The organism is Actinotignum sp. UMB0459, from assembly GCF_051905915.1.
Lineage (GTDB): Bacteria > Actinomycetota > Actinomycetes > Actinomycetales > Actinomycetaceae > Actinotignum > Actinotignum sanguinis.
Genome location: NZ_JBQAIK010000003.1, coordinates 55,911 through 68,747, shown reverse-complemented (window position 1 = coordinate 68,747; position 12,837 = coordinate 55,911). Strand labels below are relative to the sequence as shown.

10 protein-coding genes are annotated in these 12,837 nt (G+C 57.5%); 5 read left to right on the top strand and 5 right to left on the bottom strand.

The window, feature by feature from the left end:
• Positions 1-241: 241 nt before the first annotated feature.
• Complete coding sequence (locus ACTFPK_RS01095; RefSeq protein WP_274733964.1) at positions 242-1,279, bottom strand: LacI family DNA-binding transcriptional regulator; 1,038 nt, start codon at positions 1,277-1,279, stop codon at positions 242-244.
• 174 nt (positions 1,280-1,453) lie between these two features.
• Here ACTFPK_RS01095 and ACTFPK_RS01090 point away from each other — a divergent pair, with 174 nt between their 5' ends.
• The 3 genes from ACTFPK_RS01090 to ACTFPK_RS01080 are packed head-to-tail and all read left to right on the top strand — an operon-like array spanning position 1,454 to position 4,407.
• On the top strand, positions 1,454-2,200 hold the full coding sequence (locus tag ACTFPK_RS01090) for a glutamine amidotransferase (protein ID WP_274733963.1): 747 nt from the start codon (positions 1,454-1,456) through the stop codon (positions 2,198-2,200).
• A gap of 3 nt (positions 2,201-2,203) precedes the next feature.
• Entirely contained in the window at positions 2,204-3,289 is a 1,086-nt protein-coding gene (locus ACTFPK_RS01085) for a DMT family transporter (protein WP_274733962.1), read from the top strand.
• A gap of 23 nt (positions 3,290-3,312) precedes the next feature.
• Complete coding sequence (locus ACTFPK_RS01080) at positions 3,313-4,407, top strand: phosphotriesterase family protein (RefSeq protein ID WP_274733960.1); 1,095 nt, start codon at positions 3,313-3,315, stop codon at positions 4,405-4,407.
• Positions 4,408-4,648: 241 nt separating this feature from the next.
• Here ACTFPK_RS01080 and ACTFPK_RS01075 read toward each other — a convergent pair whose 3' ends face one another.
• On the bottom strand, positions 4,649-6,352 hold the full coding sequence (locus ACTFPK_RS01075) for an alpha/beta hydrolase (protein WP_274733958.1): 1,704 nt from the start codon (positions 6,350-6,352) through the stop codon (positions 4,649-4,651).
• Between the two features lie 12 nt (positions 6,353-6,364).
• A complete protein-coding gene (locus tag ACTFPK_RS01070; protein ID WP_274733956.1) occupies positions 6,365-7,075 on the bottom strand; it encodes an ArsR/SmtB family transcription factor in 711 nt (236 codons plus the stop codon).
• 127 nt (positions 7,076-7,202) lie between these two features.
• Between ACTFPK_RS01070 and ACTFPK_RS01065 the strand changes: the two genes are divergently transcribed.
• The gene (locus ACTFPK_RS01065) at positions 7,203-8,606 is read left to right on the top strand and encodes an MFS transporter (protein ID WP_274733955.1); all 1,404 of its coding nucleotides are present in this window, start codon (positions 7,203-7,205) and stop codon (positions 8,604-8,606) included.
• A gap of 43 nt (positions 8,607-8,649) precedes the next feature.
• Here ACTFPK_RS01065 and ACTFPK_RS01060 read toward each other — a convergent pair whose 3' ends face one another.
• Together ACTFPK_RS01060 and ACTFPK_RS01055 are read right to left on the bottom strand one after the other, a co-directional pair.
• Positions 8,650-10,164: an alpha/beta hydrolase domain-containing protein gene (locus ACTFPK_RS01060; RefSeq protein ID WP_274736467.1), complete on the bottom strand. Its 1,515-nt coding sequence runs from the start codon at positions 10,162-10,164 to the stop codon at positions 8,650-8,652.
• A 119-nt stretch (positions 10,165-10,283) separates the two neighbouring features.
• Positions 10,284-11,129: a helix-turn-helix transcriptional regulator gene (locus ACTFPK_RS01055; protein ID WP_274733952.1), complete on the bottom strand. Its 846-nt coding sequence runs from the start codon at positions 11,127-11,129 to the stop codon at positions 10,284-10,286.
• 327 nt (positions 11,130-11,456) lie between these two features.
• Here ACTFPK_RS01055 and ACTFPK_RS01050 point away from each other — a divergent pair, with 327 nt between their 5' ends.
• Positions 11,457-12,815, top strand: coding sequence for an MFS transporter (locus ACTFPK_RS01050; RefSeq protein WP_274733950.1), 1,359 nt, complete (start codon positions 11,457-11,459; stop codon positions 12,813-12,815).
• Positions 12,816-12,837 lie beyond the last annotated feature (22 nt).

The following is a 12,837-nucleotide window of genomic DNA, read 5'->3' as shown; positions in this document are numbered from 1 at the left end:
AAAACTGAATGACTATCGCATGGGTGCGTAAGTACCTACTGTGTACTCCCGCATTGTTACGAGCAGCCTCTTCGCAGCCTGCACGCGCATCGGTGGTGGTGATGGCAAGCTGTGGAGAGTCAGCTATAGACATGCTTTAGTTTACCGTATCGGTGAGGTGGAGCAAATACCCATGGACTCTAAAATTGAGTGCAACAACTTTTACGATTACAGGTGTCCAGTCCGGGGCGCCTCGAACCGTTTACCCGATCCGTTTCACCGATGCACGCGTCACCACATGCATGGGGAAAATATGTCCGCTGGGTGCCTGTCCAGTTGCGGTGTCAACAATAGCGCGCAAGGCAGCTTGTGCCATATCTGCAATGGGTTGTTGTACTGAGCTCAGACCCGGATGAATCCAATCGCACAGGCTAATATTGTCGAATCCGATGACGGAAAGGTCATCGGGAATATGCAGTCCACATTGCTCTGCGGCACGGATAAGACCAATGGCCACCACATCCGAACTTGCGAAGACCGCAGTAACAGGATCCGGGGCGGTTAAAAGCCGTGGTAATGTGGACGCACCAAAAGCCTCGGAGTAGGGACCGTGGAAAATGTAGCGCTCATCCACCTTGAGCCCGTGGAATGTTATGGCTTTCCGGTAGCCGAGTTCTCGTTGATGTGCGGAGAGAAGTCCCTCAGGTCCACCAATGAACGCCACGCGGCGATGCCCGAACGCCAGAAGATGATTCGTTGCCTGGTAGGCGCCATTAGCGTTGTCCGCTACAACGTAGGGGATAGAGCTCGGGCGAATATTGGTGTACCCCAAGGCTGAATTTTCGAGAGCTGCATCCACATTGAGAACCATCTCGTCAAGCATGACGAAGGGTTTAGTTAGGCTCACGGAATTGATATCTCCATCGAGCGAGTTATTTCCAACCAGGATGATCGCGTCAACTGTAGGATTTGCGAGGGCTTCCTCGATGAGTTCCACTTCGTTATCAATTTGCCCTCCCGAAACGAATACAGCCACTGTTTTCTGTGCAGCGTCACCCGCGGAGATAACTTCGGCCCCTAGCTTTGCGAAAAACGGGTTAGTTAGGTTGGGGATAATCAGGGCGATTGTGCGCAATGAAGTGTTTGTCAAAGTGGGAGCTTGCCAGCCTACTTGGGACATCGCCTCTTGGATTTTCTCTGCGGTTTCCCCTCGAACATTGAGTTCCCCACGCACGAACCGAGAGACTGTCGACGGTGAAACGCCAGCAATTCGTGCTATTTCGCTTAGAGAAGCTGCCATGGGACTCCTGATGTAAACGAGGGTCTTGTGTGAAACACCTCAAGCCTATAACATAACAACCAGACGTTGCGTAACGTTGCGCAACGCTCGTGATGGTTGTGGTGGTGAAAGTCGTTTCTGACGGCTCTGTCGCTACCTTGAGCGAAACATAATTGGTAGTCGAAGGAGACTGGAATGGTAAAAGTTCTGCTTGCAGGCGAGTCGTGGGTCAGCGATATTGTTGACCATAAAGGCTTCGATCAATTCCCGCACACTCAAGTACATATCGGTTGCGCAAAACTTCTCGAATGTTTGCGCAAAGCTGGGCATGAAGTGACCCATATGCGATCGCATGATGTGGCGGTCGAGTTTCCTTTTACGGAAGAGGAACTCAATGAGTATGACGTCCTCATTTTGTCGGATGTTGGAGCTAATACCCTCCTTCTCCCGCCGCAAGTTTTCGAAGAGGGAAAGCGTGTTCCGAATCGACTCACTCTCATTCGTGACTGGGTGAAGAACGGGGGCGGATTAATGATGGCGGGCGGCTATCTCAGCTTCCAGGGATTCCAAGCGATGGCGAATTATGCGGGCACTCCAGTTGAGGATGTACTCCCGGTTACTATCCACCGCTATGACGACCGTATTGAAGCGCCTGAAGGTGTCCGCGGAGAGCTCACGGATGTCAATCACCCCATTACTCAAGGAATAGATAAAACGTGGCCGTATCTGCTCGGTTTCCAAGACCTCGTGGCGAAAGAAGGCGCGAGTGTCTTGGCAACTGCGGCGCATAAGCCGCTCTTGGTGGCACGTGAATACGGGCGAGGCCGGTCGGTAGCTTTCGCCTCGGACATCTCCCCGCATTGGGCTCCGCAGGAGTTCATGGAGTGGCCCGGCTATTCCACCCTTTTTGGCAATATCGTCACCTGGCTCTCGGGAAAGTAGGCAATGATGTCTTCATTAAAATCTGATTCGTGCGTTGTGGATACTGGCGACGCAGTGACTAATTCTCAACAAACGGAAACTCATGCGGCGGAGAAGCGCGTGCGTGCACACGGAAGTGCTGCGCAAGGAACTGCCATTGTGCTGTTTACCTTCCTCACCGTTCTGGCGGGCATGCTCGGTCCCATGCAGAGTTCCGTCAACGGGCGGCTCGGTGTTGCGGTCGACGACGGACATCTGGCCGCGTGTATTTCATTCTTCTCGGGACTTGTCGTCATGTTCATTATCGTGCTGCCGCAGCGCCGGCTGCGGAAAGCCCTCATTTCGATTCCGGGGCATCTGCGGCATGGAACCTTGCCGTGGCCGTACTTCTTCGCAGGTCTGTGCGGAGCCGTTATCGTTCTCTCTGAGGGTGTTTCCGTCGGAGCGCTCGGGGTGGCGACGTTCCAGACCTCATTGATTGCAGGCATGGTTATCTCCGGAATTATTTGTGACCGTTTCGGTATCGGAGTTGAGTTCAAACAAGCGCTGAATATCCCCCGTATTTTGGGGGCACTCCTCGCTATTGCAGCGACCGTGCTGGTGGTATCGCCGAATTTCACGGCTCCCCATATGATTGCGTTGGCAATTCTGCCGTTCTGTGGTGGTCTCCTTGCTGGATGGCAACCGGCGGGTAACTCCAAGATCGGCTATCTTGCGGATTCTATGCTGGTATCCATTACCTGGAATTTCATCATTGGGTTTTCCGCGCTCGCTCTTGCGTTCATTATTCGATTGGCGATGGGTGCTGCTACTTTCCATCTTCCGACTCAGTGGTGGATGTACCTCGGCGGTCCTTTGGGTCTGCTCTCCATCGCACTCATGGCACTGCTGGTTCGCAAGCTTGGTTTGCTGCTCCTCGCTCTTGCTTCAACTGCGGGTCAGCTTATCGGATCCATCCTCATTGACCTCATCCTCCCGCAAGAAGGGCACGTCATTTATGCCGTTACGGTTGCGGGCGCTGCGGTAGCGCTGGTTGCCGCAGGAATCGCCATGGTCCCGTCTCGCAAGCTCGGAGCAGGTACCGAACATAAAACTGAAGAATCTCACTAGGCAGCGAAGAAAGGACAGCTGCAATGTCTCAACTGAAGAACGGCGAACTGCAAACCGTTCGCGGAATTATCAAGGCTCAAGATATGGGGATGACACTTCCCCACGAACACCTTTTCAATGACTTGTCCTCGGTTGTGGATGAGCCCTATTACGAGTTCTCCAAGGAAATAGTCGGCAAGAAAGTCACGCCGGATCTTATGTATGGCCTGCGCCAAGATCCGTACTGCAACGCGGATAATATGGCGGATAAGCCGGCTCAGGATGTGATCCTGGAAGTCCGTAAATTCGCTGAGCTCGGCGGGCAGACTATCGTTGACGCAACTGGAACCGTCAGCATCGGCCGTAACCCGGCGCGCTTACTAAAAGTTGCGGAAGTGACTGGACTCAACGTTGTTATGTCGACCGGGCCATATCTTGAAAAGTTCGAAGGTGAACGCATTACCGCGCGTAGCGTTGACGCCATTGCGGAAGAAATTGATGCCGATATCAATGAGGGTATTCCGGCAATTGATACCGCTCCGGGCAGTGCGGCGGAAAAGTCGGAGGGTGGCGACCGGAAGATTAAAGCCGGCATGATCGGTGAGATAGGGGTATCTCCCTTCTTTACAGAAGGGGAACATGCGTCCTTGCTTGCCGGAGCCCTTGCTCAAACAAATAATCCGACCGTAGCGCTCAATATTCATATGCCCGGGTGGCAACGGCGCGGAGATGAGGTTCTGGACCTGGTCTTTGCGCAGGGCGTGGCGCCGCATAAGGTTTCCCTTGCCCACTCGGATCCTTCCGGTGCTGATAAGGATTACCAGCGTCGGCTCCTCGATAGGGGAGTGTGGCTGGAATTCGACATGATCGGCCTGGATATCACCTTCCCGAAAGAAGGTGTATCTCCGTCAGTTAACGAAACTGTGAGTGTTCTTGCTGACCTCATAGCTGATGGGTACGCGGATCAGATTATCCTCAGTCACGATCTCTTCCTCAAGCAAATGTGGACTCAGAATGGCGGTAATGGATTTGCCTTCGTTCCAACGGTCGTCATTGACCTGTTGCGCCAGGAAGGCGTGAGCGAAAGTGATCTGCACAAGTTACTGTACGAGAATCCGGCCAGGGTGTTGACAGCTTAAGCGGGCACCGGGCAGAAGATAGTGCAGAAAATAGAGACGGGGGAGCAGTCATAATGATTGTTCCCCCGCAATTCTGAAATGACATAGAAATGTAACTAACTTGGCCGCAGGGCCCTATGCTGGAGGCGGCAGGAAGATATTGCGGTTTATCTCCGCGTGGTATTAGAAGACGGCGATCCAGCGCTTCTTCAAACGGCGTTCAAGGACATTGTGAAATCTCTGGCCTTCAGAGAGATTGCTCCTAACGCCCGGCAAACGCAGTCGCAATAAACTCACTTATTCGCGCGCGTACCTGCTCCCACACCTTCGTGCCGGGGGAACATAGCATCGCATGGAAAGTACCCGGATACATGTGGAGTTCCACGGCCGCGCCGGCGTCCATGAGGTCGCGCGCCCAGTCGAGGCCCTCGTCGCGCAGCGGATCAACCGGATTGACCACAAGCAGCATCGGCAATCCCGAATACGGGCCGCTACCTGCGGAAAGTGGCTCGGCGCGGTACCCGGAATCGTCAGCGTAGGCGTTCCACGCCGCGGCCGCGGCCTCCCGCGTCCATACGGGGCCGTCGCAATAGGTTCGATAGGAGAGCGTATCGAGGCGCGGGCTCACGCACGGTTCTAGGGCGACGACGCCGCACAAGCCCGCCAGTTCCTCTGGCTGCGCGAAGCGCAGCACCTGATCGGCCAAGCCGGCGCCGGCCGAATCTCCGAAAACCAGCACGGGTGCACCCGGGAAAACCCGCGTAATATAAGCGAGCGCAACCCGGCAGTCGTCCACCGCTGCCGGGAAAGGATGCTCGGGTGCCAGCCGGTAATCGGGAACCACCACGGTGACTTCGGCCAGCTGGGCGATCTCAGCATTGCGGGCGTCGTCGTAGCGGGCGCGGCCCGCAACGTAACCGCCGCCATGCAAAGACAGCACCACGCGGGGCTGCGGCGGCGTCGTGCTATCGGGGTGGAAGATACGCAGCTCCAGGCCGTTCTCCACCACAACCTCGCGGCGGATACCCGCGGGCAGTTCCGGTTCGGCACCCAGCAGCGCTTCGCCTTCCGCGCGCATCGCCGGAGTATCCCAGGTGGTTTGCTCGGGCACACCCGCGAGCAAAGGCGTGAGCTGCGGATCGAGGTAAGGCTGCGGGCGCTTCTGCGCCTTCGCGCACTCGGCAAGGAAGGGGTCCACCGCGGCGTAGAAAGCGCTCTCCTGGTCGCGGCGGACCGTATGGGTGGAGTGCGGGATGACCACCCCGCGCAGGTGCGGATTGTGATGCTCAGTCAGTGCCTCGATGCCGGTGGCGCCGAAGAGCACGTCGTCGCCGTCGCCGGTCACGAGGAGGGTGGGCATGCTTAGCTGGCCGAGCACCGCGCGCCCGGGGCGGCCCACCACGCCGGTGGCAATGAAATCGAGGTCCACCTCGGTCTTACCCTGTGCCCAGCCGGCGTATTCGGAGGGGGTCCAGGTGGTATACGATTCGCGCAATGACGCGATAGCTTCGGGTAGATATTCGCGCACGCGCTCCTGGGTTTTGCCAAGATCTTCGGCGGCCTCGCGGTAGGTACGGGCCTGCTCCGGGGTGAGGAGTGCGGGGTCTTCAAGCACCAGACCCGCGATGAGCGCCGGGTGAGCTGCGGCAATATGCGCGGCGACCGCACCGCCTAGGGAGTGCCCCATGAGGAGGATCTGGCGTGCGGGAGTGCCGGCCGCGGCGCGCACCACCACATCGGTTGCGCTGGCAACGAGAGCGGAAAAGGGATCGGCCAGGTCGTCCTTGGCGAAACGGGCCGAGAGTCCGTGGCCGAGCAGATCGCAGAGCACCACTCGGTAATCACGCCCGTAATGCGCGGCGAGGCTGTGTAGCGAGGCGGCGCAATCGGTCACCCCGTGAAAAGCAACGATGGTGCCCTCGATGGGAGCCCCGGAAACTGAATACGATAACGCGGAATGCCTCATTGCGCTCCTTTGCTAGCGGGTACTTGCGTGCGTGTTGTGGCCAGGGCTGCGCGGGATAATGGCCTGGAGTGTCACAAAGGGAGTGGCTTTCTCGGAAGAGTTAGAAGAGTTATTCGGGCGGGTTGCCGCGCCCGCCTCATTATCCACCCGATATTCCTCCACGAGTTCATACATTTTCTTGGAAAGATCGGCGGCCTGCTCACGTGTGAGAAGGACTTCTGCCGGGTGCAAACTGGTGAACAGCGGCCGCTCCTCCGGGTGGTTAGTGCGGGCGGTCATTGCGGCCAGCCACAGTGAGGTGGCCCATTCCAGAATCGCGGTGCCGGCCGCGGTCACGCTTTTGGAATACTCCGAATTGGGCAGGCTGGAATCGGTGGCCATGCGCGGGGAAGTGAGGGTCCACACCCGATCACGTTTATCGCGCGCCCGGGTCGGATCCTCGCGAATCAGCCCACCGCGGGCCAAAATTCGCAGGTGATAGCTCATGGAATTGGCGGGAAGCTCCAGTTCCTCAGCCAAATCCGCGGCGCGCGCGTGGCCTAGTCGGCTGAGAGTGTGGAGCAGGCTCAGGCGGACCGGGTGAGATAGGGCCCGCAGCTGCTCCCGGTTGAGGCGAGCCACCGTTTCCGGGGTGGTGGTACCCGCGGTGGGCGCGCTGCCCGAATCGGCGCTGGTCATTTCGGGAGTGTCACGTGATTCGGCAGTGCTGTCAGAAGAAGCCATAGAATCATTGTAGCTGGAACAACGGACTTGCCCATATACGCAATAAATGTTGCGCAATAATTCTTGCGTAATTATAGTGGGAGGTAGAGGCCGAGGTATTCGGCTCATCAGCACGTAAGGAGACCTCATGCCAGGTATGGACAATGGGACAGTTATAGCAACGGAACAGGTGACCGCATCAGAGCGTGAACCTGCCACCATCTGGGCATCCCGTGAATACCGGGCCTGGTTTACCGGCGATCTGCTCCAGGATCTGGGCGCCGGCATCGCGATGTTCGCCTTCCCGCTGGTTTGCCTGGCGGTGACCGGTTCGCCGGTACACGCCGGAACGGTGGGATTCTTCCAAGGCGTAGGTACGTTGCTGGGTATTCTTCCCGGCGGGGTATTGGCCGACCGCCATAACCGGCGGACCCTCCGCTTGGTCTCGTCTGGCCTAGGGGTGCTCGCGCAGGTTGCGCTGGTAGCGCTGTTGCTTAGTGGCACTGCGAACGTGCTCAATCTTGCCGTTCTTGCTTTCCTCGACCGCCTGCGTAACTCCCTGCTCTCCCCGGCCTCAAATTCCATGCTCAAACAGGTGGTTCCCGGGCGACTTCTTCCCAACGCCGTGGCTGCGAATCAGGGGCGCGACGCCGCGGTCACCCTCGCCACCGGCCCGGCCGGCGGAGCGCTTCTTGCCATCCACCTCTACGTCCCCGCTCTCGCGCAAATCGTCGGGCAGCTGGCGAGCATGGGGGCTACGCTCCTCATGCGCGGGGATTACCGGCCCGGGCGTTCCTGCGGCGCTGAGTGTTCCGGCGGCGCTGAGTGTTCCAGCAGTGCCAGGCGCCCTGAGAACTCGGACAACTCTGCGCGCCCTGTTCGTACCGGCCCTATCTCCCGGGCGCTCGCGGAATTCAACGAGTCACTACGGTGGATGTGGGAACGCGCCGTGGTCCGAGTGCTTCTTATCTGCGCCTGCCTGCTCAACCTGGGGTGGGCCGGCATGATGATGAGCGTGACCCTCGGCCTCGCCGACCGCGGGGTGGAGCCGGCGCTCATTGGTCTGCTCGCCACCGCGCTCGGGTGCGGGGCGCTTGCGGGGGCGGTGGTTGCCGCGCGTCTCGTCGCGCGGGTCCCCTCCGGAATTCTCATCATCGCCGGATTCCTCATGTGCGCCGGCGTCGTCGCCATTGTTCCTTTCCTTCCCGGTTTGGGGTGGATCGGCGCGATGTACGCATTAATGGGCCTGATTATCCCCGCCGTCAATGCCGCGGTGATGGGACTGGTCACGCTCATGACGCCCAATGAGCTGATGGGCCGCGTGGGTTCGGTCAGCCAGTTCTTCGCCTCCGGAGCCGCGGCTTTCGCCCCCGCGCTGGCCGGCTGGGGGATTGGGATGATCGGATGGGAACTCACCCAAATCTCCTTCGCGATTCCCACCGCGCTCGCGGCCGTGCTCATGCTGACCTCCCGGCAGGTCAGGCGGGTGCCGGCTTCACCCCATTGGGAGAGCTACCTGGAAGAATCCGGTGCCCTGAGCGCGCGGGATTAACGGCGACGCCGCGGCGCGTTCCGGCCTGGCAACCCGGGCGCTGCTACCGACCTTGCGGTGAACTCAGGGGAGCCGGTGCGCCTTCCACCGCGCGTTCCCACAGCTCGCGTTCCACGGCGTGGAGCAAGCGGCGGCCCACTGGCTCAAGATAACCCGCCTTTTCCAGCGCATCATCGACTTCATCGCAGGCGGCCCGGTAGTCCTCGAAAGAAGCGAAACGCTTGAGAATCGACTCGCGCGCATGCAAGGTCATGAGGCCGTACACGGGATTAGAGGGTTCCCCGGGAAGAAAGTTTGCAATTGGATGAGCCACAATGCCCAGTTCAACGCCGCCTGAGAGTAGTCCAGCACTTTCTTTAATCCACTGGTCGCCATCGGCGTTAAACCAGGTAGAAGGCGCAGCCGGCACTCCCTCTGCAGCCCACTTCTCCACCGCGGCCATGGACCCGGTAATAATGGGTTCAATGGGAAGCGCACTGAGGGATTCGAGAAACGCGGTATCCATCTGGCGTGGGCGCCGCTTCGCCTTGACCACTTCCGAATTTTGTGGGATAACACGCGAACGGGCATCCGAATGTGGTGAACGCTTCACATGCCAATGCCGGCGCAACGGTCCGTCCCCTAGGCGGAAAGATTCGGGACCAGCGCCGAAGAGGCTCACATCAGCCTCCGAGGAGGTGCTGATAATCGGAACATCAAGTTGGGCGGGCTCAACGAGGTAGGGGACAAAGGCTGCTTGTTTCTCCCCAGTCCCAGGTGCATCAAGATCTACGCCGCTCAGCATTTGCGGCGGGATCCCGGACTTGTGCTGGTTAATAGCTTTGACAAACACAGATCCGACCCCGGGAGCATAACCGTCATAGGTAGGTGCATCGTCGGCTAGCCGTAACAGATTGTGGAAGTAGGTGAGATATGTATTGGTATACACCGAGGATTGGGACTGGCCGATAAGGAAGACGCGCTCTAGGCTCACAGGGCTGTTCGAGGATCGTAGCCACGCGGACACCTGCGCGATCACATCCCAGGCCAAGCCCTCTTCGCACTCGTCAAGCTGCATAAAAGGATTCCATCCCGGCTCTGCGGCATCGATCTGGCGCGGTTTTCCGCCCCAGTTGAGCTGTCTGTAGCGCTCCGGATCAAAAGTGTGCAAGGCGGAGATCTGGATGGGTTTGGCCGTCACGGCAACATAGGTGTGCCGCTTGTCCATAAGGTAGTCCCAGGCCCGCCTCCAATCGTCTTCGATGTCGTATCCCTGCGAGGCATTCAAAATAGATACCCATGCGGTCGGTGAACTTTCCTTAGCTGGGCGCCGCACCAGTACGCGGGTACAGTATGGAATTCCCTCTTTTTCGACGATTATGCGGGTGTCTTCCTCCGGAGTGAAACCATAAACGTTTGCGGTACCGGAAAGGAAATACTCCTCCTCAACGTATCCGTACGAGGCTAAATCTAGTGGTTCGCGTGCGAACCGCATTGCAGAAAAGGGATAGCTCTCATTGTTGACTGCAATTGGGCCTGTGGCAGCGGGAACTGGTACTGACAATGTCGGTGCGTTCATCATTTCTCCCTCGAAATAATCTCCTGTGCGATTAAGTGCCAGCCTAGAGTCCAAACGCTGAATTAGCTTGTCCCATTGGGGTGAAAACGCCTTCCAGTAGCTGTTAGGGACTAGTCTCTCTACGAGTTCGATAGCATTCCATAGCGTTCCGCTGTGTCAAGAAGCTCCACTACATTGTGTGCTCCGAGTTTTCGCATGAGGGTGCGGCGATGGCTGCGCACCGTATTGATAGATACATGCAGAGCGCAGGCTGCTTCGGAATTAGTAAGTCCCAATGCTACTTGCGTTAATACCTCTCTTTCGCGGGGCGTAAGCGCAGGTGCGTGTCTCGATTCGGTTCGCGGTGGCGTATTTTCAGGGGTCGAATTCTCAGGTGTGTCCGCGGTGAGCTGAGTGGGGGTGGTAAGAAGTACATCCCATACCTCCGCTAAACCGTCAGAATTGAGAATAGTTGCGTGAGGTGCGGTGCGCAGAAGTAACGCCGCAAGGGTGGAAAGCTGGGAAATGCGCAACCGATCTGTTGTCGAAAAAGCTCCGGCTCGCGAGTGGGATTCCAGCCAAATAGTTCCCTCTAATTCTTCCCCGATGATGCAGGGCTGAATAACCGCGGACGTGTGAGTGGCTGCGGAAGCCGAGTGAAATAGCGGTCGGGTTCGTTCGTAGGCAAGCGAAGAATCATCCGGGAAGGAATACAGGCGAGCTACCTCGGCCGGAGTACGGGCCCAGTACTGTTCGCGGCAGTCAAGAGTTCTTCCGAAGGGTGAATCAGCTTCCACCAGGAGAGTCGAATTATAATGGCGTAGACCGTATACACCCAGTACCGCAAAGATATTCTGGCGTGGCAGGAATACGTGGAAAGAAATGTAGTCTGAATTAGGTGCCACATCCGCAAGTAAGGCAACGAAATAGCGTGCGATGGCCCGCCGGTCATCGGCTGCGTGGAGCGCCTGAATTGCATCCGTCAAACGCTGTGAGAATTGTAGGTTTGTTCGCATTCCGCCCCGCCATTCGCTACACGGATTTTTGAGTATTACTTCCGGTAATTACGGACTAGTCTACTCGTCTGATGGTATGAAGAGAGGACGTGTAATTCACCCGCAGTGAGGCGGTTTTAATCACCATGCTCTCAGTACGCTAGCTGATGGACGTAAGGGAACGTCCACGATTTACCGCATAAAACGGATGCAATGCAGCGCCGTTGCGCGAAAGGATAACCAATGACGGACCCACACACGACACCAGGTGCTACGCCGGCATCGTCGCCAGAGAGTGGTCTTGCATCGAATGTAGCTATGAAGGTCTCGGGCGAGAAAGTGAACGTAGAAAAATCAGCCAAGAAAGCCGCAAAATCTGGTTTTTGGGGCGCTCTTGCCGAATACTATGACTTTGGCCTGTACGGAACCGCATCCGCGGTTATCTTCCCTACCGTTTTCTTCGGTGGTGGGGATAATCCGACCTTAGCGAATGTCGCTTCGCTTGCCTCGTTCGGTGTTGCGTATCTCGCTCGGCCTCTCGGAGCTATCGTGCTCGGTCACCTCGGTGATACCTGGGGGAGAAAGAAGACGCTCCTCCTCACTCTCGGGTTAATGGGATTTGCAACTCTCGTTATTGGATTCTTGCCGTCCTATGACTCGATTGGCCCTACTGCGGGCATTATTTTGATTGCTATGCGGCTTATTCAGGGATTCTCCGCGGGCGGCGAGCAAGCCGGATCGACAGCGATGACGTCAGAGCTGGCACCGCCAGAGAAACGTGGCCGTCTCGTTGCTTTCACCATGCACGGACTTCTTATCGGCCAGCTTCTTGGTATTGCCGCTTTTATTCCCGTGTCAGGGAATGAGTCCTTCCTTCTCGATTGGGGGTGGCGGATCCCTTACTTCATTGCTATTCCGCTGGTGCTCTACGCGTTGTGGGTGCGGACGAAGGCAGATGAACCGCGCGATGTTTACGAGGCACTCGCCCGCCAACAGGGTAAAACCACGCAGCACTCGGTGGAAAAGACTTCCGGAAAAAATAAGGGGAGCCTCGGCGACCTCTTCAAGAATCACTGGCAGCAAGTCATTCGCGTTATGGCGATGGGCCAGTTCGCAATCACCGGCGTTTTGCTCACGAATTACATGCTCAACTACGGCACCACCTACTGGGGTTGGGAGCGCTCGACCTTGCTGACTCTGGCCACCGTGTCGATGGTTATTGGTGTTCCGGTTCAGCCACTGTGGGCAGCGCTCTCGGATAAGATCGGCCGCCGGCCGGTGTACCTTATTTCGATGTTCAGCCTCGTGGCACTGTTCCCGGTTATCTTCTGGGCAATTCAGATCAAGAGCGTGCCGCTGCTGGTTATTTTGCTCTTCATTATCGGGCTGGTATCCACCGGCGGAAACGTTGTTCAGGCGCCGATGTATAGCGAGATGTTCCCGACTCGCCTGCGAATGACAGGCTATGCCGTTTCCACTCAGCTGGGCAATATCATCGTGGGCTTCACCCCGATGATCGCGGCCATTATCGTGCGGCCGGGTAGCTTCGGTTGGTGGCCGGTACTAACCTTCACCACCATTATGATGGGCCTTGGCATTCTGGCGTGCCTATCCACGCCAGAAACCATGGGCAAGGTTATTACCGACGACCTTGAACAGGAAGTAGCGGGAGCATAAATTAACGCGATGTTACGGAACA